Raw genomic sequence first — 22,190 nt, 5'->3', positions numbered from 1 at the left:
ATGCAAAACGCCCGATGCGGTGCATCGGGCGTTTTGAGGGTGAAACAGGTGTAAACCTATTTCAGGACTAGACAGGGAGCTTGCTCCCGTTCGGCTGCGAAGCAGTCTTAAATCCAAACGACTCGGTTGGGGCCGGGAACGTTGGGGGGCGGCTTCGCAGCCCAGCGGGAGCAAGCTCCCTCGCCACAGGTCATTCATCGCCACTCAGGTTGTGGTTGCCAGGGTTAGTGCTTGGCAACCAGGTCCTTCGGCAGCTTGAAGGTCCACAGCATGCCGCCCTGGTTGAAGTCCTTGATGCGCTTGGCCACTTCGCCGCCCCACAGCGGTACCGCGCCGCCCCAGCCGGAGAGCACCGAAACGTATTGTTCGCCATCCATTTCCCAGGTGATGGGCGAGCCGAGCACGCCGGAGCCGGTCTGGAATTCCCAGACTTTCTCGCCGGTCTTGGCGTTGAACGCTTGTAGGAAACCTTCCGGCGTACCGGTGAACACCAGGTTGCCCTTGGTGGTCAGCACCCCGCCCCACAACGGCGCGAAGTTCTTGTGGCGCCAGACTTCCTTGCCGGTTTTCGGGTCGATGGCGCGCAGCACGCCGATGTAGTCTTCATTCAATGGCTTGATGGTGAAACCGGCGCCGAGGAACGCCGCGCCTTTTTTATAGGCGATGCCTTCGTTCCAGATGTCCATGCCCCACTCGTTGGACGGCACATAGAACAAGCCGGTGTCGCGGTTGTAGGCCATCGGCATCCAGTTTTTCGCCCCCAGGAACGCCGGCGCTACAAACACCGAACTGCCTTTGGCCTCGGAGCCCGGTGCACCCGGACGGCTGTCTTCGTTGTAGATCGGCCGACCGTTTTTATCCAGGCCACTGGCCCAGGTGATCTTGTCCACGAACGGGAAGCCGCGGATGAATTTGCCGTTGGTGCGATCCAGCACATAGAAGAAACCGTTACGGTCCGCGGTGGCCGCGGCTTTGATTTCCTTGCCGCCTTCGTTGTAGTTGAACGACACCAGTTCGTTCACGCCGTCATAGTCCCAGCCGTCGTGAGGGGTGCTCTGGAAGTGCCATTTGATCGTGCCGTCGTCCGGGTTCAGCGCCAGGCGCGAGGACGAGTAAAGGTTGTCGCCAGGGCGCAGGTGCGAGTTCCAGGGTGCCGGGTTGCCGGTGCCGAACAGCAGCAGATTGGTTTCCGGGTCGTAGTAGCCGCCCAGCCACGGCGCCGCGCCGCCGGTTTTCCACAAATCGCCCGGCCAGGTCTTGCCCGCTTCGCCGCCGGAGATGCCATTCTCTACGGCCTTGCCGTCTTTGTAGACGTAACCCATGTGGCCTTCGACCGTTGGCCGGGTCCACAGCAGATCACCGTTTTTCGGGTCGTAGGCTTCGATCTTGCCCACCACCCCGAACTCGCCACCCGCCACGCCAGTGATCAGTTTGCCGTTGATCACCAGTGGCGCGGCGCTGATGGAGTAGCCTTCCTTGTGGTCGGCGACTTTCTTGCTCCATACCACTTTGCCGGTGTCTTTATTCAGGGCCACGAGCTTGGCGTCGAGAGTGCCGAAGATCACCAGGTCGCCATACAGCGCCACGCCACGGTTGATCACGTCACAGCACGGACGGATGTCATCCGGCAGGCGCGCGTCGTATTGCCAGAGCTTGCGGCCGGTGCGCGCATCCACGGCGAACACCCGTGAGTAGGAACCGGTCATGTACATCACGCCGTCCTTGATCATCGGCTGCGCTTGCTGACCGCGCTGTTTTTCACCGCCGAACGAAAAGGCCCAGACCGGGCGCAAGTCTTTCACGTTGTCGACATTGAGGGTGTCCAGCGGGCTGTAGCGCTGACCCTGGACGCCCAGGCCATTGGTGACGACCTGTTCCGGATTCTTCGGATCCTGGAGGATGTCTTGATCGGAGACTGCGGCCATTGCCTGGCCGGACAACAGCATGGCACTGAGCAGCACGCTCAAGACGAAGGGTTGGCGACGTGCGGGTTGGGTCATGACGGCTACCTCTGCGGTTTTTGTTATACCCGGGAAATTTTCCCGGTCTGGTGCAGATTCTTGGGCGCCGCCGCCCTTGCAACAATTGCCCGCAATGCGGAGATTTCTAGTTCCTTGGTAGCGGGTCGGATGATGCCAATCAACGAAGGCTCACCACAAAGGATGCGTCGTATCTGAGATGGACTACTGATCCTTGCCGGAATCCACCCGCGTCATCTGCGCGCGCTCATAGCGCGGGTACAAATGGCTGACGCTGCGGATCAGCTCATAACGGCTCAGGTTGATCCCGGCGAAACGTTCAGGAATGGGGCTGCGGATCATCTCGGCCATGTCGCTGCCGTTCGCCGCACCCTCGCGCATGAGTTGATCGAGCCAGGAGAGGTAATCGCGCATCTGCTCGAACGGTTTGCTGTCCGTTGCCACGGGCCCATGCCCGGGCACAATCAGCGTCCACGGCAATCCCTGAAGCGTGGCGATATCCGCCAGCCACACCGACAACCCCGGGCTGTTCGGCGTGGTCAGGGCCCGCTGATAAAACACCAGATCCCCGGCAAACAGCACGCCGGTTTTCTGGTCGAGAATAGCCAGATCCGCGCCGGTGTGCCCACCCAGACTCAGCAGCCGCAGATCGTGGTTCCCAAAACTTTGCACGCCTGGCGTCAGCGTCTGCGTCGGCAACACCACTTCGGTGCCGCGCATCCAGTCACCCACCAGTCGATACATGTTCTCGGCCATCGCATCACCCTGTTGATGCAACAGCTCGGTGGTGCCGGCCAGTGCACCAATCGGCACGTCGGTGAAGGCCTGATTGCCCAGCACATGGTCGGGATGGTGATGGGTCAGCAACACCTGGATCACTGGTTTATCGGTGGTTGCGGCAATCGCTTTGCGCAGGGCCTCGCCGTAGCGCTTCGATGGCCCGGTGTCGATCACCACCACCCCTTGCCCGGTGACGATGAACGCGGTGTTGACGATGTTGCCGCCGTTGTTCTTGGCGAAGTTATCGGTGCTGCCCTCAAGCAGCCAGGTGTCTTCGGCAATCTGTCGGGGCTTGAGTGCGTAATCGGGATCGGCCAGGGTCGGCAGGCTCACACAGATGAACAACAACAGCATCCAGCGCATCACACGCTCCTTGGGTCAGGGTATGGCCGCATCGAATTGATTGCCGCTGTTGTCGCGCAGTATCAGGCGCGTCTGCCCCGCACCTTCGATGTCGAAAGCCAGGTTGGGGTTTTCGCTGACCGCCGGGAACAGCTCCAGACGCGCCAGTACCCGGTCGTCTGAGTCCCGCAGCTCGGCCTGGTTGAGGAAAAATTCCGGGATGCCGCTGACCATGCCGTTGTCCATCGGATGCGCCACTTGCAAACGCACGCGACTGAACTCACCACGGGGATAACGACCGCCAAGCACTTCGCCGATGTGTTCTTCCCAGCCCGGCTGGGTGCGCACCACGCTCGGCGCCGTGCAACCGCCGCCCGCCGCGTCGATCAGGGTCGAGCCGACATGCCACAGCCCGTCGCGAGTCAACACCGCCGCGCGCAATGGCGTGGCCTGTTCAACGCGGATGCGGATCGACAGCCAGGGCAGCACACCGGTCAAAGGCTCGAAGTCGACGATTTTCGGCAGCGGGTTGAGTTCGGCCCAGGCAAGGATTCGCACCACTTCGCCCTTGAACGCCCGAGCGTCGATTTCCAACGGCACTTGCCGGGCGTCTTCGGCGAACGGCGGTGCCAGCAGCTTGACCCGCTCGTCGAACACGAACGGTGCGTCGCCAAGCATCTGCTTGTGATAGAACGCCCACATCACCGACGGCACCGGATCGACCTCAACCGCCTGCGCGGCCAAGGGCAACCAGCAGGCCAACAGCCAACGCGCGCGCCAGTTCATTGTTGATACATCTCGGGCACGTCATAGCGCAGGCCGTAATGGGCATAAATGCTTTTGAGCGTGCCCTCGCGAATCAACGTTTCCAACGCCTCTTCCACGGCATAGGCCAGTTGCCGGTTGCTTTCATGCACCGCCATGCCGATCTCCCAGCGTTGCTTGCCCATGTTCGGGTAGGCGTTTTCCGCCAGCGCCACTTGCGAGTCGGCGGCCTGATGCACCTGCCAGTCGATCTCGCCGCGCATCGCCATCACCGCGTCGACTTCACCGGCCTTCATCGCGGCAAACGCCTGGGGCACGCCGGGGTAATGGTGGGTCTTGGCGGCGAGCATGCCGTTGAACACCGAGGTCAGGTAAAACGAGGGCACACTGTCGACTTCGACGCCAATCGGGTGCTGCTGGAACACCGCGACGCTGGCCACCGAGTCCAGTCGACGACGGTCATACGCCACCTGCCATTGTTCGGTCTGGTACGGCCCGAACATCACCACATGGCCGTTCTCCAGTTCGCCCAGCTCATTGCGTTTCTGTGAGTAATCGCGGTCGTAGGGGACGCGCATCATCAGGTCGGCCAGTTGCTGATTGTGCAGCTGACTGGCCCGCCAGATGTAATCGCGCAGGTCGTCGTCGAGCTTCTCCCCGGCGGGCGCCCAGATCAGTTTCAGGCGTACCCCCATGGCCTTGGCCAAGGCCTGGGCGAGTTCGACATCGACTCCGCGAGGCTGGCCGGCGTCCTCGAAACTGTAGGGCGCGAAGTCCTTGTAGACCGCGACTTTCAGCTCGGCGGCGGCGATCATTTCGTCATAGGTCCGGACCTGTGCCTGCGCTGCCTGGCAGCACAACCACACAGCGCTGATCAACACCGCGAGCAGGCGCATGGGTCACTCCTCGACGTGCACGCTGTCCAGGTAGGTGCGTACCGCCCACAAGGCTTCCTGACTCAAATAGTCAGCCATCTTCGGCATGTACACTCGGCCATCACGCACGGCGCCATGGCGCACCCGTTCGACGAACCACTCGTCACCGGCTTCGGCGACGTCGAGCTTGCGCAAGTCAGGGGCGATGCCGCCGGACTTGGCTTCCAGGCCATGACAGGCCGCGCAGTTCTGGTTGTAGGCCGAAGAGCCGATTTCCAACGCTTTATCGTGCTCCGGAGAGGAACGATACGGGTTCACCGCCGCCCAACCATCGGCATCGACCTGCACACCGGCATCCTTGATCGGGGTCAGTCCCTTGGTTTCGACGGCCTGGGGTACCACGTTGCCGTGAGCCCAGACGGAACCTGCGCTGAGGAAGCCGGCCAGCAGTCCGGCGACGAGCAAGGCGTTGCGTTTTGTTGTCATTGTTATGCCCTCAAGATTGCACGCAAAACCTCTTTACAGAGGCTATGGCAGCCATCTTAGAAACCCCGTCGCACCAGCCCTATGCTGCTTTGGTGGTCGCGGCCTACTCCCTTGGTAGTAGGGCTTGCGGCGAACAGTCCGGGGGCGTTCTGGCGCCGTTACTACCTTGGTACTGGCCCATCGATACTTTCTGCATATTTCCCCACCCGTCATGGGTTCCTATGCTGGCGCTACCTGTGATGGAGTGCCTTATGCGCCAGCTCGCCCCTTATGCCTTGATCTACCTGCTGGCGATTGCCTGCGCCGCCGGGCTGGCGACCCAGAGTCAGGCGGCGGATGCACCGTTGCAGGTGCGGATCGGCTATCTGGGGTATCACCCCGATCCCGGGCCATTGCTGTCGAACGTTATTCCTGAACCGACCGATGCTGGCCTGCGGGGCGCTGAACTGGCAATCATCGACAGCAACAGCACCGGGCACTTTCTCAACCAGCGCTACGAGTTGGTCAGCGCCAATGTCGACAACCCCGACGCCTTGCTCGAAGCCGCCAAAGCCCAACACGAACAAGGCCTGCGGCTGTTTGTGGTGAATGCACCGGCGGAAAACCTGCGCCGACTCAGCGCTGTGCTACCCGACAGCCTGCTGTTCAATGCCGGCAGCCCCGATGACAGCCTGCGCACTACCGATTGCCTGCCGAACGTGCTGCACAGCCTGCCGAGCCGGGCGATGCTGGCCGATGCGTTGGCGCAGTTTCTGGTGCTGCGCAAATGGCAACGGGCGCTGCTGATCGTCGGCCCCACCGCCGACGATCAAGCCTACGCCGCCGCCCTGCGCCGGGCGGCAAAACGCTTCGGCCTGCAATTGGTGGCGGAGAAAGCCTGGAGCTTCGATAACGATCAACGGCGCAGCGCCCAGGCCGACATGCCGTTGTTCACCCAGACCGCCGAGTACGACGTAGTGCTGGTCGCCGATGAACGCGGTGACTTCGGCGAGTACGTGCCCTACCAGACCTGGTACCCACGGCCGGTCGCCGGCACCCAGGGCCTGACCCCGGTGGGCTGGCACAAGACCGTGGAAACCTACGGTGCCGCCCAGTTGCAAAAACGCTTCGAAGCCCTGGCCGGGCGCTGGATGAACGATCGGGATTTCGCCGCCTGGATGGCGGTGCGCAGCATTGCCAGCGCAGTGGGCAAACTGCGTCAGGCCGATGCCATGGCGATTCGTACGCTTGAAATCAGCGAGCAATTGCCGCTGGACGGCTTCAAGGGTCGCAAGCTCAGTTATCGGCCATGGAACGGTCAGTTGCGCCAGCCGATCCCCATCGTGCAACCCAGGGCGCTGGTCAGTACGTCGCCGCAAGACGGCTTCCTGCACCCCTTCAACGAAATGGACAGCCTGGGTTACGACAAAGCCGAGGTCAGTTGCCGCTTTCCCTGAAAGCTCTACCACCACAACAACAAGGAATCTGCCATGCGCCGCACCCTGCTTTCATGCGCTCTACTGCTCGCCGCCGGGCATGCGGCGGCCAGCACTGCCTGGGTCTCCAACGAAAAGGACAACAGCCTGAGCCTGATCGACATGCAGACCCTGCAAGTCACCGACACCCTGCCCGTCGGCCAGCGCCCGCGCGGCCTGTTGCTGTCCCACGACAACAAGCTGCTGTACATCTGCGCCAGTGATTCGGACCGGGTCCAGGTGATGGACGTCGCCACGCGCAAGATCATCAAGGAACTGCCCTCGGGCAAAGACCCTGAACAATTCGCCCTGCACCCCAACAATCGCTGGTTGTATGTCTCCAACGAGGACGATGCGCTGGTGACGGTGATCGACACCGAAACCTCCAAAGTGCTCGGGCAGATCAACGTTGGCGTCGAGCCCGAAGGCATGGCCGTCAGCCCCGATGGCAAATGGGCGGTGAACACCAGCGAAACCACCAACATGCTGCACTGGATCGACACCAGCACCCAGACCCTGGCCGACAACACGCTGGTAGATCAACGACCGCGTTTCGTCGAATTCAATCCCGATGGCTCGCAGCTCTGGGCCTCGGCGGAAATCGGCGGCACGGTGACGATTCTCGATGTCGCCAGCCGCAAGATCCTCAAGACCCTGAGCTTCCAGATCAAAGGCGTGCACCCGGACAAAGTCCAGCCGGTGGGCATCAAACTCAGCGCCGACGGCAAGTACGGCTTCGTCGCCCTCGGCCCGGCCAACCATGTGGCAGTGATCGACGCCAAGACCTTCGAGATTGTTGATTACCTGCTGGTGGGCCGACGGGTCTGGCAGATGGCGTTCACCCCGGATCAACGGCAATTGCTGGCCACCAATGGCGTCAGTGGCGATGTGTCGGTGATCGATGTCGGTACCCTCAAGGTCAGCAAATCGGTGAAGGTCGGGCGCTATCCGTGGGGCGTGGTGGTGACGCCATGAACGCCCTTGAGGTCAGCGACCTGAGTTTCGCCTACGGCCCGCGCGAGGCCTTGCGCCAAGTGAGTTTCAGCCTGGCACCCGGGCGTTTTGCGGCGCTGCTTGGGCCCAATGGCGCGGGCAAATCCACCCTGATCGCCCTGCTCACCCGCCTCTATGATCTGCAACGCGGTGATATCCGCGTCGGCGGATGCTCGTTGCGCGACGCGGCACGCCCGGCGCTCAAGCAATTAGGGGTGGTGTTTCAGCAAAGCACGCTGGATCTGGATCTCAGCGTCGAGCAGAACCTGCGTTATCACGCCGCGCTGCATGGTCTGTCCCGACGCCAGACCGGGCTGCGGGTCGACGCTGAGCTGGCGCGTCAGGCCCTGACCGAGCGCCGTCGCGAGCGGGTCCGCGAACTCAATGGCGGCCATCGCCGGCGGGTGGAAATCGCCCGCGCGTTGCTGCACGAACCACGCCTGTTGTTGCTTGACGAGGCCAGCGTCGGCCTCGACCCGGCCAGTCGCCTGGCGCTCAATCAGCACATCCGCAGCCTGTGCCGCGAGCAAACCATCAGCGTGCTCTGGACCACTCATTTGCTGGATGAAGTGCAACCCAGCGACGACTTGCTGATCCTGCATCAAGGCCGTTTGGTCGCCAGCGGACAAGCTGATGCGCTGAGCCTGGAACATGGCGGCGACCTCGATTCGGCCTTCGCTCGCCTGACCACCTCGACCCCTTCAGGAGCAGTCAGCAGATGAACGCTTACTGGCAATGTTTCAGCGGCATTGTGCTGCGCGAATGGCTGCGCTTCGTGTTGCAGCGCACGCGGTTTCTCAGTGCGCTGGTGCGGCCGTTGCTGTGGCTGCTGGTGTTCGCTGCCGGGTTCCGCGCGGCACTGGGCATCGCCATCATCGAGCCCTACGACACCTACATTCCCTATGAGGTTTACATCATCCCCGGCCTTGCCTGCATGATCCTGCTGTTCAACGGCATGCAAGGTTCGTTGTCGATGGTGTATGACCGGGAGATGGGCAGCATGCGCGTGCTGCTGACCAGCCCCCTGCCCCGGACCTTTCTGCTGTGCAGCAAATTACTGGCGACGTCGCTGATTTCGTTGTTGCAGGTGTACGCCTTCCTCGCGATTGCCTGGCTGTACGGCGTGCAACCGCCGGCCATGGGCCTGTTGCTGGCGTTGCCGGCGTTGCTGCTGGTGGCGTTGATGCTCAGTGCGCTGGGCCTGTTGCTGTCCAATGCGATTCGCCAACTGGAGAACTTTGCCGGGGTGATGAATTTCGTGATCTTCCCGCTGTTTTTCCTGTCGTCGGCGCTGTATCCGCTGTGGAAAATGCGCGACTCCAGCGAGTGGCTGTATTGGCTGTGCGCCTTGAACCCGTTCACCCATGCGGTGGAGCTGGTGCGCTTCGCGCTGTACGAACGCTTCAACCTCTTGGCGCTGGCGGTGTGCGCGGGGCTGACGCTGGTGTTCGCCCTGCTCGCCGTGCTCACCTTCAACCCGCAACACGCCGCCCTGCGCAAAACCGGCTGACAACTCCGGATCGTTCCCACGCTCTGCGTGGGAACGATCCGCACCCGGCAATCCAGGGCAAATTACTACTTTGGTACTGGTTTACCTTTCTATCGTCGCATTCACAACGCATCGCTACTGGCATGTAATGGGTTCATAACTATAAGGACTGACCCCTATGCCGCGTGCCCGACGTGTTCTGTTGCGCCCTTCTCTCGCTGCGCTGTCGCTGAGCCTGTTGCTGGGCACCGCACAGGCCGAAACAGCGCTGTTCTCCGCCGACGGTTATCGCATCGGCCTGTACCGCAGCCCGACTCCGACTCAGCTCCAGGGCGCGAGCATCATCGACACGCCCGCCCTGCAAGACCTGCTCAAGCAGACACCCCCGCCGGTGCTGATCGACGTCTACCGCCGACAATGGCTGCAAGGCCGCTTCATTGAAGACCAGCCCCACGAAAACCTGCCCGGCAGCCATTGGTTGGCCAATACCGGGGACGGTGACCTGACGCCGTCCTGGCAGGCATATTTCGCGCGCTACTTGCAGCAATTGACGGCGGGCGACCAGGCCCGACCGTTGGTCTTTTACTGCCGCTCCGATTGCTGGTTGAGCTGGAACGCGGTAAAACGCGCTGCTTCCATGGGCTATAAAACACTGTATTGGTACCGCGACGGACTGGATGCCTGGCAAGCGGCGAATCTGCCCGTGACACAGGCGAAGCCCGAGCCTTTTCCCTGACTTGAGCATTTGCGTGTTGTTGCCACACCCTGAAAAAAAATAATGAGGTGAAAGGCCATGTACAAAATTCTGATTGCCGACGATCACCCGCTGTTTCGTGAAGCCATTCATAACGTCATCAGCGACGGTTTCCCCGGCAGCGAGGTCATGGAAACCGCCGACCTCGACAGCGCCCTGGCCCTGACCCAGGAACACGACGACCTGGACCTGATCCTGCTCGACCTGAACATGCCCGGCATGCACGGCCTCAATGGCCTGATCAACCTGCGCAACGAGGCGCCGACCATTCCGGTGGTGATCGTTTCGGCCGAACAGGACAAACAGATCGTGCTGCAAGCCATCACCTATGGCGCGGTGGGGTTCATCACCAAGTCCTCGCCACGGGTGCAGATGACCGAGGCCATCCAGCAGATTCTCAATGGCAATGTGTACCTGCCACCGGACATCATCCGCACGCAAAAGAGCGGTGCCAGCCGGCGCATGAGCGAGACCCCGAGCTTCCCGCCGGAGCTGCTCCAGGCGCTGACCCGCAAACAGCTGCTGGTGCTTGAACGCATGACCAAGGGCGAGTCGAACAAACAGATCGCCTACACCCTGGAAATCGCCGAAACCACGGTCAAGGCCCACGTCTCGGCGATCTTGCGCAAACTCAATGTTCACAACCGGGTGCAGGCGATATTGAGTGCCGGGGATATTGATTTCGGGTCGTATCTTCGGCGGTAACTGCCCGGTTTGAAAGCTGACCTGTGGCGAGGGGCTTGCTCCCGCTCGGCTGCGAAGCAGTCGTCAATCCAGGCGACTCGGTGGTTTGTAAAGGGCCGCTTCGCGCCCCAGCGGGAGCAAGCTCCCTCGCCACAGGTTCGGTGTTATCTGGATGGGCCGAGCAAATGACTCATCGCCGTCTTGAGCTTCATCGGCCGCACCGGTTTGTGCATCAGGGTGTGGCCCAGTTCGCGGATCTGTTGCTTGAGTTCGTTGCTGTAGTTGGCGGTGATCATCATCGCCGGGATCGCCGAAGCGCGACGGGCGTTGATGCGGGCCACGGCGTCGACACCGTTCTGCTCGTCATCCAGGTGATAGTCGGCGATCAACAGGTCGGCTTCGGCGTGATAATTATCCACTTGCCGCGCCAGATCCTCCTCCGAGAGTGCCGTGACCACCCGGCAGCCCCAACCTTCAAGCAAGGTGCGCATCCCGGCACAAATTGCCGCGTCGTTGTCCAGCACCCACACCCGTGCACCGCGCAGGCGCTCGAGCATCGGTTCACTCATCAACAAACTCGGCAATGCCTTCGGCGCCGTGGCGCTCAAAGGCACTTCGACGGAAAACATCGAGCCCTTGCCCGGCCATGAACGCACGTGAATCCGGTGACCGAGGATACGCGCGATTTTCTCGACGATCGCCAGGCCCAGCCCCAAGCCGCGATCCTGATCGGGGCGCTGTACGTCACCGCGTTTGAACTCCTGAAAAATCTCCTCCAGACGGTTCTCGGCAATGCCCATGCCGCTGTCCCAGACTTCGATGGTCAGCCGCTGGTGATGGCGCCGGCAACCGAGTACCACCCGCCCGCTGTAGGTATAGCGGATTGCGTTGCTCAGCAGGTTGCGCAGGATCCGCGCGAGCAATTGAATGTCACTGCGCACCAGCGCCGAACACGGGATGAAATGCAGCTCGAGGCCTTCACTGCGGGCCACTTGGGTGTATTCGGCGGCCAGGTTTTCCAGCAATTCGCTGAGGGCGAACGGCGCAATGTCGGCCTTGATCACCCCGGCATCCAGTTTGGAAATGTCCACCAGTGTGCCCAACAGGTTTTCCACGTCTTCCAGGGAATTGCTGACATTGCGCACCAGATTTTCGTTGGCCACCGGTTCCCGGCGCTCCAGCAACGCGCTGGTAAACAGCCGCGCGGCGTTGAGCGGTTGCAGCAGGTCGTGACTGACGGCGGCGAGAAATTTGGTCTTCGACAGGTTGGCCTGCTCGGCCTCGAGCTTGGCCTCGCGCAAGCGTGATTCCACGCGGCGGCGCTCGTCGATTTCACGCAGCAATTGGTCATTGAGGGTGGTCAGTTCGGTGGTGCGTTCACGCACCCGCAACTCAAGGTTCTGATAGGCCTGATGCAGCGCCTCGGCGGTGCGGCGGCGCTCGGTGATGTCGCGGATCAACACGAAGATCCCCACCACTTCCCCGCTGGCCAGGCGATTGGGCACGTAGGAGCGCAGCATGTAGCGCTCCTGATTGTTGATGTTGGTTTCGGCGAACTCGAACGTCACGCTCTCGCCGGCCAGGGCACGAGCCACATAGGCCTCGAGGCGCTGATAGTGCTGCTCGCTGTGCACTTCGCGCAGGCTCTGCCCGAGCATCACGCCCCGGGGCCAGCAGTACCATTCTTCATAGACTTTGTTGGTGAACTCATAGACCAGATCGGCATTCAGGTAGGCGATCAGCGCCGGCACATGGTCGGTGATCAAGCGAATCCAGCGCTCGCTTTCGCTGAGGGCTTCGGCGTGCTGATAGCGTTCGGTGATGTCGGTGAAGGTGTTGACGAAGCCGCCGGTGGGCAACGGATGGGTGCGGATTTCCAGGACCCGGCCATCGTAGAGGCGCTGCTCGCATTCCTGCACGTACCGCCCGTTGGCATCGCGACTGGCCGGGGTCAGCAGGTTCAGCTCGCTGTCGGCGATCACTTCGGCGAACGGCCGATGAGCCGCCACCGGGGCCAGGCCGCTGAGTTCCAGGAAGCGCCGGTTCCACAACTCCAGAATGCCCTCGGCGTTGACCATCGCCACCCCTTGGGACAGGTTGTCGACCGCCCGTTGCAATAGATGCGATTTCTGCGCCACCGCCTGCTCGCGGCGCAGGGTTTCGCTGAGTTTGACGTCGGTAATGTCGGTGAACAGGATCACCCGCCCGCCTTCCTGGGTCGGCCGCTCGCTGACTTGCAGCCAGCGGCCATTGTGCAGGCGATAGAGCAGGCTTTCGTCGACAGGCGACCGGGGTTCTTCACTGAACAACCCGGTCGAAGTCATCAACCGTTTGACCTCACTCAGGCGCATGCCCGCGTTGATCCGTACCCGGCTGTTACCCCAAAACGCCTTGAAACGGCTGTTGAACAGCACGATCCGCTGCTCGGCATCGAACAGCACAAAAGCGTCGGAGATGCTTTCAATGGCGTCGATCAAGTGTTGATGGGCGGTTTCGGCCCGTAGCCGCGCTTCGCTGAGCAAATGGTTGCCAGCCTTGAGTTCGGCCATGGCCTGGTTCAGGGCGTCGGTGCGCTCACGCACCTGTTCGGCCAGCACCACCGAATGCTGGAACGCCGCATACGGGTCGTTGCCCCGGGTGATACCGGACTCGATGCGTTCGATCAACGCGTCATTGATGCGCTGCAATTTTTGGTTCTCGTGCCGCAGGCTGGCGATTTGCGCCTGAAGGTCAGCGCTGTCCAGGGGCGCGTCCTCGGGCAATGGCAACCCCGGTGAAGGTCTGGTTGATGTGCATGCCATTGAACTGTTCTCCGTAGGTGTTGAAACCCATCACCCGCTGGTCCCGCAAAAACGCGCCGATCTGCTCGAGACTGCCGGCGTCCTCCAGTTCCAGGCGCCGGAGAAAACAGTCACAGCCGATGGTCAGCAACAAGTCCCCGAGACGCTCGCGCAAGCCCTCGAACAGGCCTTGCAGATTCGGCAGCATCGGGCCGGGTTTCATGACGGTGAGGACGATGCCGTTTTCCACCGCACAGTAGAAACTCAGGCTCAGGTCTGGGTGAACCTGCTGGATCGCCCGCACGTAATACTGATCGTTGATCCGTACCGCCAACGGGTGTGCGGCAAAGGTCCGGTAATCGAGGTCGGCCACCGGCACGCCGATATGCCGGGCGTACTCCTCGGCGGCCGGTTCGGCGTTGAGTTCGAATACCCGGCGCGAAGTGCTGTCGGCAGCGGTGACCACCAGTTTTTCGGCCCTGGGCAGGATGTGGTGGGTGGTGAAGACTTCGAAGTCCAGCCAGGTATTGACCAGCACCACCACCGCCGCGCCGCTGTGAAACTCGCCGCCGAAATACACATGGGTGTGGGTCAGGTAATTGTCGTCGCCGGCCGAACCGCCGAAATGCGGAATATCGCCCAAAGCCGCGCTCAAGGCAGCGAGCACCATTTCTTCACGACTGGACAAGCCATCGAGCAGGGTCAGGGCGAAGCTGTTGCCCTTGATCGGCGCCAGGGTATTGCTGCGACAACCGCTGACCAGGCGCTCGACCATTTGCTGGGCATCGATCAGGCTGAAATGCTCCATCTCATCGATCAGTTCGGTAGAGATGGAAAAGTGCCGATGATCGAAGCCCACCGCGGTCACGCAGCTGCGGCCATAACCTTGGGGGGTGATTTCGCCGGCACTGGTGCAGCCCACCAGCCGAATGCCGCCGAAACTCTGCTGCAACGCCTGCCCCAGCGCCTGCAAGTCGTACTCGGCGGAACAGAAGAACAGCACGAAGCCCAAATGCGGGTGCAAGAGTTGTCGCGCCAGATCCTGCGCCGCTTGCTGGGCATCGATGGCCTGGGACATGGCACTGACCACACCGTCGCTCTGAACCTGCTGCATCGTCGCCCCTCGCCTGTATGAGGCTCGAGTGTACGAAGCCTGCGGGCGGTGACGAATGCTACTTGGGTAGCGGGTGGGTGGTTCGATGGGATGAGAATGGTGGCCTGATCAGTGGGTGACTCGCCACAGCAAGCTCCCTCGCCACAAGGAGTGGTTAGTCAGCCCCTACCAGGTCAACACCGCCCCCACCGCAAACGTATCGGTGTTTTCATTCTGGGCGCTGGTGTCGTGGCCGTTGATTTCAAACTGGTTGTACTCGGCCACCAGCTTGAGGTTGTCGTTGACGTCATGGAACAGCGCAACGCCGCGAGTCTCGTAATCGGCACCGCTGCCCACCACGCCGTTGCCGTCGTCCTTGGTCTTGCCATAAGACAAGGCCAGACGGTTCTTGCCCAGTTTGTAGGAGCCCTGCAACAGGTAGCCGTCGCTGTCGACATTGCGCAGGGTCGGCTCGCCGGCGTTGTTGGTGAAGAACGGGTTGATGCCTTTGGCCTGGAAACCGGAACCGGTCAGCGACAGCCCGCCCATCTTCGCCTGCAAGCCATAGCCGACGCCTTTGGAGGTGACGGACCCGACGCTGGAATCGGTGTTGTCCGAGGTCTGGTAGCTGCCGTTGAGCCAGCTGTAAATCTTCGCTCCGCCGAGGTCGAACTGATAGGTGATCTCGCTCTCGGTGCGCGGGTTCTTCTGGTACGCCTTGCCAGTTGCGCTGCTGTCGTTGGTGTCGACCGGGTCCATGATCCCCACCGCCACCCGCAAGCCGTCCATCATCGGGGTGCGATAGGTAATCTGCGAGGTCGGGAACGGGTACGGATAACCGCTGCCGATGTTGCCGAACGACACCCCCCCGCCGTCCACCAGGCCCAACGTATCGCTGACCTGACCGTAACCAGAGAGCAGTTCGTCGAGCAGGATGTTGGAACGGGCAAACAGGCCGAAATCCTTGCCGATCAACACCTCGCCCCACTCCGGGTTAGCCACCGTGCCGTAGAACTGCCGCACGTCAATGGCGGTGTTGGTGCCGTTGGTTTCGCTGTCGTTGATGGTCACCCAGAACGAGGCCCGGGCGCCGAGCTTGAGGTCATCGACCTGCTTGCCCATGTTGAAACCCAGATAGTTAGGTAAAAAACCCATCTTCACCCGCGCCTGGCGCCGGTCGTACTGATCGCCGGCCCGGTCCACGTTGCTATTGACGTAGAAGGCGTTGATGTAGCCATCGGTAGAGAACGTGGTCTGGTCCTTGTCATACAGCATGATTTCGGCCTGGGCGATTGAGCTCAGGCCCAGGGATGACAGACTAACGATGAAAGCCGGCAAGAAACGATGCTTGAAGTTCTTATTGTTGTGCATGACGCGCTCCGCTACGGGGACTTGATGTCGGAGGCGATTATCGAAAGCGGACAGGCGGCGTCATACGCTGCCTTGGGGGCGGTTGTCAGGTGCTTTGGGCTGGCCGGTAGCGCGCGGCAAATTCGGCGTAAGACCGCCCGTCGGCCTGGCCCGGAACTTAGGGTGTAAGCCTGCGGGCCACACAGGCGTCCACAGGAACCGGTGCGCGCTAGGCGAGCGCTCTAAACAGCATGTAAACGGCAACCACCACGCAGACGCTGGCAAAGCCGATCTGCAACCCTCGGGCCGGCACCCGCGCGCAGAGTTTTCGGCCGAGGATCATCCCGACGATGCTGGCGACAATGAACGACATGCCCAAACCATCGATCCGCACCCCGGCGTGAAACGCGCCAATCACCCCGATGATCGAGATCAGGCTGATCACCATCAACGACGTGGCGACGATCCCGCGCATCTGCACATCGGTCAGTTGCTTGAACGCCGGCACTATCAGAAAACCGCCACCGACCCCGAGCAACCCCGAGACCACACCAGTGACCGCGCCGAGTGCGGCGAGGGTCGCGGTGCATTTGGCGGTCCAGGAAAAACGCCCGGTCTGCTGATCGAGCATGCAGTTCTTCTGGCCCCAGTTGGCGTGGCCGTGGTCGCTCGGGCCGGCGTCGAGCTTTTCCGGGCGCAGCATCCGCCAGGCCACCATGACCATCAGCAGGCTGAATAGGATTTTCAGAATCTTTTCCGGCAACTGATGAGCGAAGTAGATACCCACCGGCGAAAACACCGCGCCGAGCAAAGCAATCAACAGCGCCGCGCGATAGCGCACCAGGCCATGGCGCAACCCGTCGATCGCACCGATCGCCGCCGCACTGCCCACCGCGAACAACGCGACGGGCGCCGCCTGGGTCATGGTCAAACCCAGCCCGAGCACCAGGGCCGGCACCGCAAGAATACCGCCACCGGCTCCGGTCAAGCCGAGCACCAGGCCCATGACCAGGCCAAAAAAACTTGCCAACAACATAAAACACTCATGATCCGCGAAAAAAGGCCGGGGACGCCCGGTATCGATTGAGTGACAGGATAGAGCCCGCACAGTTTTTTTCATTAATTGAATTGATGCGGGGCTGGTCAACGCAGGGAAAATGAAACTACCCTCAAGGCTTGTCCAAACAGAAACAGCCACCATGCCCGCCTTGATTGAAGCCTTCCTCGACCCCGCATCCAAGACCTACAGCTACGTGATCTACGAGCACGATGGCGGGCACTGCGCGATTGTCGACCCGGTGCTCGATTACAACGCCGCCGCCGGGCGCACTTCGACCGTCCAGGCCGACAGGATCATCGCCTTCGTTCGCCAACACCAGTTGCAGGTGCAATGGCTGCTTGAAACCCATGCCCACGCCGACCACCTGTCGGCCGCGCCTTATCTGCGCCGGGAACTGGGGGGCAAGATTGCGATCGGTCAGTCGATCAGCAAGGTTCAGGGGGTGTTCAAGACACTGTTCAATCTTGAGCCGGGATTCAGGACCGACGGTTCGCAGTTCGATCACCTGTTCGCGCCGGACGAGTCATTCCGCATTGGCAATCTCAAGGCCACGGCCCTGCATGTGCCAGGGCATACTCCGGCAGATATGGCTTATTTGATCGACGGCGATGTGATTATGGTGGGCGACACGTTGTTCATGCCGGACGTCGGCACCGCGCGTTGCGACTTCCCCGGCGGCAACGCCAACCAGATGTTCGCCTCGATCCGCAAACTGCTGGCCTTCCCCGCCAGTGTGCGTCTCTTCGTCTGCCACGATTACCCGCCCGAGGGCCGCGCCCCGCAATGCCAGAGTACGGTTGGCGAGCAGCGCAACAGCAACATTCATATTCACGACGGCGTCAACGAAGCCTCCTTCGTCGCGATGCGCACCCAGCGTGACGCCGGTTTGTGCATGCCGACGCTGTTGCTGCCGGCGATTCAGGTGAATGTCCGGGCGGGGAATTTGCCGCCCGCGGAAGACAATGGCGTGACCTACCTGAAAATCCCCCTGAACCAACTCTAGCCCCGAACGCTGCCTCGCGGTGCTCGACAGCTGCTACGGCCGCTACAACTGCGATCTTCAGTTAGCCAGGGTCAGGCCATTTGCCGGCAACGGCAACGCCGTCTTGTAGCGCACTTGCTTGAGCGCAAAGCTCGAACGAATGTTCGCCACCCCCGGCACCTTGGTCAGGAAGTCCATCATGAAGCGCTCCAGCGACTGGATGGTCGGCACCAGCACGCGGATCAAATAGTCCGGGTCACCGGCCATCAAATAGCACTCCATTACTTCCGGGCGATCAGAAATCGCCTCTTCGAAATGCTGCAATGCCTCTTCCACCTGCTTCTCCAGGCTGACGTGAATGAACACATTCACATGCAGCCCCAGCAAGTCGGCATCCAGCAACGTCACCTGCTCGCGAATCAGCCCTAATTCTTCCATCGCCTTGACCCGATTGAAGCACGGCGTGGGCGACAGGTTCACCGAGCGCGCGAGGTCGGCGTTGGTGATGCGCGCGTTCTCCTGAAGGCTGTTGAGAATGCCGATGTCGGTACGGTCCAGTTTGCGCATGAGACAAAAACACCTGTTTTTTATGTTTATGCAGATTTTTTATCCTCAAATGACCTCCAGCGCAACGAAACACAGAGAAATATTCTTCTTGGCCCGGCCTATGATTGTTGTAGGACAAGAATTCTTTTACCGAAGAATGACTGCCAGCTCACTACAAGAAATTCACAAGATCGAGCGTAGAAGCCATGAACCAAGCGTACGAACCGCTGCGCCTGCACGTTCCCGAACCTTCGGGCCGTCCCGGCTGCAAAACCGACTTCTCCTACCTGCATCTGACCGATGCCGGCACGGTGCGCAAACCCCCAATCGACGTAGAACCAGCCGATACCGCTGATCTGGCCAAAGGCCTGATTCGCGTGCTCGACGACCAGGGCAATGCCCTCGGCCCATGGGCTGAAGGCGTACCCGTCGAGATCCTGCGTAAAGGCATGCGCGCCATGCTCAAGACGCGGATCTACGACAACCGCATGGTGGTCGCGCAGCGCCAGAAAAAAATGTCGTTCTACATGCAGAGCCTCGGCGAAGAAGCCATCGGCAGCGCCCAGGCCCTGGCCCTGAACATCGACGACATGTGCTTCCCCACCTACCGTCAGCAAAGCATCCTGATGGCCCGCGAAGTGCCGCTGGTGGACCTGATCTGCCAACTGCTGTCCAACGAGCGCGATCCGCTCAAGGGCCGTCAGTTGCCGATCATGTACTCGGTCAAGGAAGCCGGTTTCTTCACCATTTCCGGCAACCTCGCCACCCAATTCGTCCAGGCGGTGGGCTGGGGCATGGCCTCGGCGATCAAGGGCGACACCAAAATCGCCTCGGCGTGGATCGGCGACGGTGCCACTGCTGAATCGGACTTCCACACCGCCCTCACCTTCGCCCATGTGTACCGTGCGCCGGTGATCCTCAACGTGGTCAACAACCAGTGGGCGATCTCGACGTTCCAGGCGATTGCCGGCGGTGAAGCCACCACCTTTGCCGGACGCGGCGTCGGTTGCGGCATCGCCTCCCTGCGGGTCGATGGCAACGATTTCTACGCGGTCTACGCTGCATCCGCCTGGGCTGCCGAACGCGCGCGGCGCAACCTCGGCCCGACCATGATCGAATGGGTCACCTACCGCGCCGGCCCGCACTCGACCTCCGATGATCCTTCCAAATACCGTCCTGCCGACGACTGGAGTCACTTCCCGTTGGGTGACCCGATTGCTCGCCTCAAGCAGCACCTGATCAAAATCGGTCAGTGGTCCGAGGAGGAACACGCCGCTGTCAGCGCCGAACTGGAAGCCGAAGTGATCGCCGCGCAGAAAGAAGCCGAGCAGTACGGCACCCTCGCCGGCGGTCAGATTCCGAGCGCCGCGACCATGTTCGAAGACGTCTACAAAGAGATGCCGGAGCACTTGAAGCGCCAGCGTCAGGAGTTGGGGATCTGACATGAACGATCACAACAATAATATTCAGTTGGAAACCGCCATGACCACGACCACCATGACCATGATCCAGGCCCTGCGCTCGGCCATGGATGTGATGCTTGAGCGTGACGACAACGTCGTGGTGTTCGGCCAGGACGTCGGCTACTTCGGTGGTGTGTTCCGTTGCACCGAAGGCCTGCAGACCAAGTACGGCACCTCCCGCGTATTCGATGCGCCGATCTCCGAAAGCGGCATCGTCGGCGTCGCCGTGGGCATGGGTGCTTACGGTTTGCGGCCGGTGGCCGAGATCCAGTTCGCCGACTACGTGTATCCGGCATCGGACCAGATCATTTCCGAAGCGGCGCGCTTGCGTTATCGCTCGGCCGGCGAGTTCACCGCACCGATGACCCTGCGCATGCCCTGCGGCGGCGGCATCTATGGCGGCCAGACTCACAGCCAGAGCATCGAGGCGATGTTCACCCAGGTCTGCGGCTTGCGCACCGTCATGCCATCCAACCCTTACGACGCCAAAGGCCTGCTGATCGCCTCCATCGAAAACGATGACCCGGTGATCTTCCTCGAGCCAAAACGCCTGTACAACGGCCCGTTCGACGGTCACCACGAGCGCCCGGTAACCCCATGGTCGAAGCACCCGGCCGCGCAAGTGCCGGACGGTTACTACACCGTGCCGCTGGATGTTGCCGCCATCACCCGTCCGGGCAAGGACGTGACCATCCTGACCTACGGCACCACGGTTTATGTGTCGCAAGTCGCCGCTGAAGAAACCGGCATCGATGCCGAAGTCATCGACCTGCGCAGCCTGTGGCCGCTGGACCTGGAAACCATCGTCAAGTCGGTGAAGAAAACCGGACGCTGTGTAGTTGTTCACGAAGCGACCCGTACCTGCGGATTCGGCGCCGAGCTGGTCGCGCTGGTGCAAGAGCATTGCTTCCACTACCTGGAAGCGCCAATCGAGCGCGTGACCGGTTGGGACACCCCCTACCCGCACGCGCAAGAGTGGGCGTATTTCCCTGGTCCGTCCCGTGTGGGCTCGGCTTTGCATCGGGTTATGGAGGTCTGAATGGGCACGCACGTTATTAAAATGCCGGACATTGGCGAAGGCATTGCAGAAGTTGAATTGTCTCAGTGGCACGTCAAGGTCGGCGACATGGTCGTCGAAGATCAGGTGCTGGCCGATGTCATGACCGACAAGGCGATGGTCGACATCCCCTCGCCGGTGAACGGCAAGGTGATTGCACTGGGTGGACAGCCGGGCGAAGTCATGGCGGTCGGCAGCGTGCTGATCAGCATTGAAGTCGAAGGCGCGGGTAACGTTAAGGAATCGACTGCGCCAGCGGCTGTTGTTAAAGAAGCACCTGTGGCGGCGCCGAAAGTTGAAGCCGTCGTAGAAAGCGCACCGGCTGCAGCGGCCCCGCGTCCGGCTGCCGCTTGCCAAGGACCGATGGTCGCCCGCGAAGCCGACGAACGTCCGCTGGCCTCCCCGGCCGTGCGCAAGCATGCGCTGGACCTTGGCATTCAACTGCGCCTGGTGCGTGGCAGCGGCCCTGCCGGGCGGATTCTGCACGAAGACCTCGAGGCTTATCTGGCTCAGGGTCAGTCGAACGCATCGACGGCCACCGCCGCTTACGCCCAGCGCAACGACGAACAGCAAATCCCGGTGATCGGCATGCGCCGCAAGATCGCCCAGCGTATGCAGGACGCCACCCAGCGTGCCGCCCACTTCAGTTACGTCGAAGAAATCGACGTCACCGCCGTCGAAGAGCTGCGTGCGCACCTGAACGAAAAACACGGTGCGACCCGTGGCAAGCTGACCTTGCTGCCGTTCCTGGTGCGCGCCTTGGTCGTGGCCCTGCGCGACTTCCCGCAGATCAACGCCCGTTACGACGACGAGGCCCAGGTCATCACCCGCCTCGGCGCGGTGCATGTGGGCGTCGCCACGCAAGCCGACATCGGTTTGATGGTGCCGGTGGTGCGTCACGCCGAAGCCCGCAGCCTGTGGGACAACGCCGCGGAAATCTCCCGCCTGGCAACTGCCGCACGCACTGGCAAGGCCAGCCGCGATGAGCTGTCCGGCTCGACCATCACGCTGACCAGCCTCGGCGCCCTGGGCGGCATCGTCAGCACGCCGGTGCTGAACCTGCCGGAAGTGGCGATCGTCGGCGTGAACAAAATCGTCGAGCGACCAATGGTGATCAAAGGCCAGATCGTGATCCGCAAGATGATGAACCTCTCCAGCTCCTTCGATCACCGCGTGGTCGATGGCATGGACGCGGCGCAATTCATCCAGGCCGTTCGTGGCTTGCTCGAACAACCCGCAACGCTGTTTGTGGAGTAAG

Annotated in this window: 20 protein-coding genes; 10 read left to right on the top strand and 10 right to left on the bottom strand. The window is 61.5% G+C overall.

All coding sequences use genetic code 11. The features are described from left to right. Positions 1-224: 224 nt before the first annotated feature. The 5 genes from AC07V0_RS25330 to pedF all read right to left on the bottom strand — a co-directional run bounded on the left by AC07V0_RS25330 (position 225) and on the right by pedF (position 5,227). The gene (locus tag AC07V0_RS25330) at positions 225-2,000 is read right to left on the bottom strand and encodes a PQQ-dependent methanol/ethanol family dehydrogenase (protein ID WP_018929703.1); all 1,776 of its coding nucleotides are present in this window, start codon (positions 1,998-2,000) and stop codon (positions 225-227) included. Positions 2,001-2,183: 183 nt separating this feature from the next. Next, positions 2,184-3,122, bottom strand: coding sequence for a quinoprotein relay system zinc metallohydrolase 1 (locus AC07V0_RS25325; protein WP_495020042.1), 939 nt, complete (start codon positions 3,120-3,122; stop codon positions 2,184-2,186). 15 nt (positions 3,123-3,137) lie between these two features. Further along, positions 3,138-3,887, bottom strand: coding sequence for a quinoprotein dehydrogenase-associated SoxYZ-like carrier (locus tag AC07V0_RS25320; RefSeq protein ID WP_086946233.1), 750 nt, complete (start codon positions 3,885-3,887; stop codon positions 3,138-3,140). Next, positions 3,884-4,762, bottom strand: coding sequence for a substrate-binding periplasmic protein (locus AC07V0_RS25315; protein WP_495020041.1), 879 nt, complete (start codon positions 4,760-4,762; stop codon positions 3,884-3,886). The genes AC07V0_RS25320 and AC07V0_RS25315 overlap by 4 nt, the downstream gene beginning before the upstream one ends. A gap of 3 nt (positions 4,763-4,765) precedes the next feature. Continuing rightward, the gene (gene pedF / locus AC07V0_RS25310) at positions 4,766-5,227 is read right to left on the bottom strand and encodes a cytochrome c-550 PedF (protein WP_495020040.1); all 462 of its coding nucleotides are present in this window, start codon (positions 5,225-5,227) and stop codon (positions 4,766-4,768) included. A gap of 251 nt (positions 5,228-5,478) precedes the next feature. Between pedF and AC07V0_RS25305 the strand changes: the two genes are divergently transcribed. The 6 genes from AC07V0_RS25305 to AC07V0_RS25280 all read left to right on the top strand — a co-directional run bounded on the left by AC07V0_RS25305 (position 5,479) and on the right by AC07V0_RS25280 (position 10,622). Beyond that, entirely contained in the window at positions 5,479-6,663 is a 1,185-nt protein-coding gene (locus tag AC07V0_RS25305; RefSeq protein WP_495020039.1) for an ABC transporter substrate-binding protein, read from the top strand. A gap of 33 nt (positions 6,664-6,696) precedes the next feature. Beyond that, entirely contained in the window at positions 6,697-7,656 is a 960-nt protein-coding gene (locus AC07V0_RS25300) for a YVTN family beta-propeller repeat protein (protein WP_495020038.1), read from the top strand. Continuing rightward, entirely contained in the window at positions 7,653-8,396 is a 744-nt protein-coding gene (locus AC07V0_RS25295; protein WP_064618312.1) for an ABC transporter ATP-binding protein, read from the top strand. Before AC07V0_RS25300 ends, AC07V0_RS25295 begins: the two co-directional genes overlap by 4 nt. Further along, positions 8,393-9,184 carry an ABC transporter permease gene (locus AC07V0_RS25290; protein WP_018929711.1) on the top strand — a complete coding sequence of 264 codons (792 nt, stop codon included), beginning with the start codon at positions 8,393-8,395 and terminating at the stop codon, positions 9,182-9,184. The genes AC07V0_RS25295 and AC07V0_RS25290 overlap by 4 nt, the downstream gene beginning before the upstream one ends. Positions 9,185-9,341: 157 nt before the next feature. Then, complete coding sequence (locus AC07V0_RS25285; protein ID WP_495020037.1) at positions 9,342-9,899, top strand: PQQ-dependent catabolism-associated CXXCW motif protein; 558 nt, start codon at positions 9,342-9,344, stop codon at positions 9,897-9,899. Between the two features lie 57 nt (positions 9,900-9,956). Then, the gene (locus AC07V0_RS25280) at positions 9,957-10,622 is read left to right on the top strand and encodes a response regulator transcription factor (protein WP_018929713.1); all 666 of its coding nucleotides are present in this window, start codon (positions 9,957-9,959) and stop codon (positions 10,620-10,622) included. 143 nt (positions 10,623-10,765) lie between these two features. Here AC07V0_RS25280 and nahK read toward each other — a convergent pair whose 3' ends face one another. From nahK to AC07V0_RS25260, 4 genes are all read right to left on the bottom strand, one after another. Next, positions 10,766-13,402, bottom strand: coding sequence for a hybrid sensor histidine kinase/response regulator NahK/ErcS' (gene nahK, locus AC07V0_RS25275; protein WP_372240827.1), 2,637 nt, complete (start codon positions 13,400-13,402; stop codon positions 10,766-10,768). Next, positions 13,332-14,495: a nitric oxide-sensing protein NosP gene (gene nosP / locus AC07V0_RS25270; protein ID WP_019648886.1), complete on the bottom strand. Its 1,164-nt coding sequence runs from the start codon at positions 14,493-14,495 to the stop codon at positions 13,332-13,334. The genes nahK and nosP overlap by 71 nt, the downstream gene beginning before the upstream one ends. Positions 14,496-14,660: 165 nt before the next feature. After that, positions 14,661-15,845, bottom strand: a complete 1,185-nt coding sequence (locus tag AC07V0_RS25265; RefSeq protein WP_019648885.1) for a porin — start codon at positions 15,843-15,845, stop codon at positions 14,661-14,663. A 208-nt stretch (positions 15,846-16,053) separates the two neighbouring features. After that, the gene (locus AC07V0_RS25260) at positions 16,054-16,860 is read right to left on the bottom strand and encodes a sulfite exporter TauE/SafE family protein (RefSeq protein WP_495020036.1); all 807 of its coding nucleotides are present in this window, start codon (positions 16,858-16,860) and stop codon (positions 16,054-16,056) included. Positions 16,861-17,023: 163 nt separating this feature from the next. On the opposite strand from AC07V0_RS25260, the gene AC07V0_RS25255 reads away from it, so the two are divergent. Next, entirely contained in the window at positions 17,024-17,887 is an 864-nt protein-coding gene (locus tag AC07V0_RS25255; RefSeq protein ID WP_495020035.1) for an MBL fold metallo-hydrolase, read from the top strand. A gap of 57 nt (positions 17,888-17,944) precedes the next feature. Here AC07V0_RS25255 and bkdR read toward each other — a convergent pair whose 3' ends face one another. Then, positions 17,945-18,433 carry a Bkd operon transcriptional regulator BkdR gene (bkdR, locus tag AC07V0_RS25250; RefSeq protein ID WP_017339472.1) on the bottom strand — a complete coding sequence of 163 codons (489 nt, stop codon included), beginning with the start codon at positions 18,431-18,433 and terminating at the stop codon, positions 17,945-17,947. A 185-nt stretch (positions 18,434-18,618) separates the two neighbouring features. Between bkdR and AC07V0_RS25245 the strand changes: the two genes are divergently transcribed. Genes AC07V0_RS25245 through AC07V0_RS25235 form a run of 3 tightly spaced genes read left to right on the top strand, consistent with a single transcriptional unit; the run spans position 18,619 to position 22,189 of the window. Continuing rightward, entirely contained in the window at positions 18,619-19,854 is a 1,236-nt protein-coding gene (locus AC07V0_RS25245; protein ID WP_018929723.1) for a 3-methyl-2-oxobutanoate dehydrogenase (2-methylpropanoyl-transferring) subunit alpha, read from the top strand. A 1-nt stretch (position 19,855) separates the two neighbouring features. Beyond that, on the top strand, positions 19,856-20,914 hold the full coding sequence (locus tag AC07V0_RS25240) for an alpha-ketoacid dehydrogenase subunit beta (RefSeq protein ID WP_495020034.1): 1,059 nt from the start codon (positions 19,856-19,858) through the stop codon (positions 20,912-20,914). Next, on the top strand, positions 20,915-22,189 hold the full coding sequence (locus AC07V0_RS25235; RefSeq protein WP_477742949.1) for a dihydrolipoamide acetyltransferase family protein: 1,275 nt from the start codon (positions 20,915-20,917) through the stop codon (positions 22,187-22,189). Position 22,190 lies beyond the last annotated feature (1 nt).

This window comes from Pseudomonas sp. GW821-FHT01E10, assembly GCF_059422365.1.
Note: the sequence above shows the minus strand (reverse complement) of the source record. Positions and strands in the feature narration are given on the sequence as shown.

Coding starts and splice junctions, on each gene's coding strand:
- AC07V0_RS25240 (WP_495020034.1), top strand. CDS start 19,856: ATGAACGATCACAACAATAATATTCAGTTGGAAACCGCCATGACCACG.
- AC07V0_RS25255 (WP_495020035.1), top strand. CDS start 17,024: ATGCCCGCCTTGATTGAAGCCTTCCTCGACCCCGCATCCAAGACCTAC.
- AC07V0_RS25305 (WP_495020039.1), top strand. CDS start 5,479: ATGCGCCAGCTCGCCCCTTATGCCTTGATCTACCTGCTGGCGATTGCC.
- AC07V0_RS25295 (WP_064618312.1), top strand. CDS start 7,653: ATGAACGCCCTTGAGGTCAGCGACCTGAGTTTCGCCTACGGCCCGCGC.
- AC07V0_RS25290 (WP_018929711.1), top strand. CDS start 8,393: ATGAACGCTTACTGGCAATGTTTCAGCGGCATTGTGCTGCGCGAATGG.
- AC07V0_RS25330 (WP_018929703.1), bottom strand. CDS start 2,000: ATGACCCAACCCGCACGTCGCCAACCCTTCGTCTTGAGCGTGCTGCTC.
- AC07V0_RS25285 (WP_495020037.1), top strand. CDS start 9,342: ATGCCGCGTGCCCGACGTGTTCTGTTGCGCCCTTCTCTCGCTGCGCTG.
- nahK (WP_372240827.1), bottom strand. CDS start 13,402: ATGGCATGCACATCAACCAGACCTTCACCGGGGTTGCCATTGCCCGAG.
- nosP (WP_019648886.1), bottom strand. CDS start 14,495: ATGCAGCAGGTTCAGAGCGACGGTGTGGTCAGTGCCATGTCCCAGGCC.
- AC07V0_RS25280 (WP_018929713.1), top strand. CDS start 9,957: ATGTACAAAATTCTGATTGCCGACGATCACCCGCTGTTTCGTGAAGCC.
- AC07V0_RS25300 (WP_495020038.1), top strand. CDS start 6,697: ATGCGCCGCACCCTGCTTTCATGCGCTCTACTGCTCGCCGCCGGGCAT.
- bkdR (WP_017339472.1), bottom strand. CDS start 18,433: ATGCGCAAACTGGACCGTACCGACATCGGCATTCTCAACAGCCTTCAG.
- AC07V0_RS25235 (WP_477742949.1), top strand. CDS start 20,915: ATGGGCACGCACGTTATTAAAATGCCGGACATTGGCGAAGGCATTGCA.
- AC07V0_RS25265 (WP_019648885.1), bottom strand. CDS start 15,845: ATGCACAACAATAAGAACTTCAAGCATCGTTTCTTGCCGGCTTTCATC.
- AC07V0_RS25315 (WP_495020041.1), bottom strand. CDS start 4,762: ATGCGCCTGCTCGCGGTGTTGATCAGCGCTGTGTGGTTGTGCTGCCAG.
- pedF (WP_495020040.1), bottom strand. CDS start 5,227: ATGACAACAAAACGCAACGCCTTGCTCGTCGCCGGACTGCTGGCCGGC.
- AC07V0_RS25325 (WP_495020042.1), bottom strand. CDS start 3,122: ATGCGCTGGATGCTGTTGTTGTTCATCTGTGTGAGCCTGCCGACCCTG.
- AC07V0_RS25260 (WP_495020036.1), bottom strand. CDS start 16,860: ATGTTGTTGGCAAGTTTTTTTGGCCTGGTCATGGGCCTGGTGCTCGGC.
- AC07V0_RS25245 (WP_018929723.1), top strand. CDS start 18,619: ATGAACCAAGCGTACGAACCGCTGCGCCTGCACGTTCCCGAACCTTCG.
- AC07V0_RS25320 (WP_086946233.1), bottom strand. CDS start 3,887: ATGAACTGGCGCGCGCGTTGGCTGTTGGCCTGCTGGTTGCCCTTGGCC.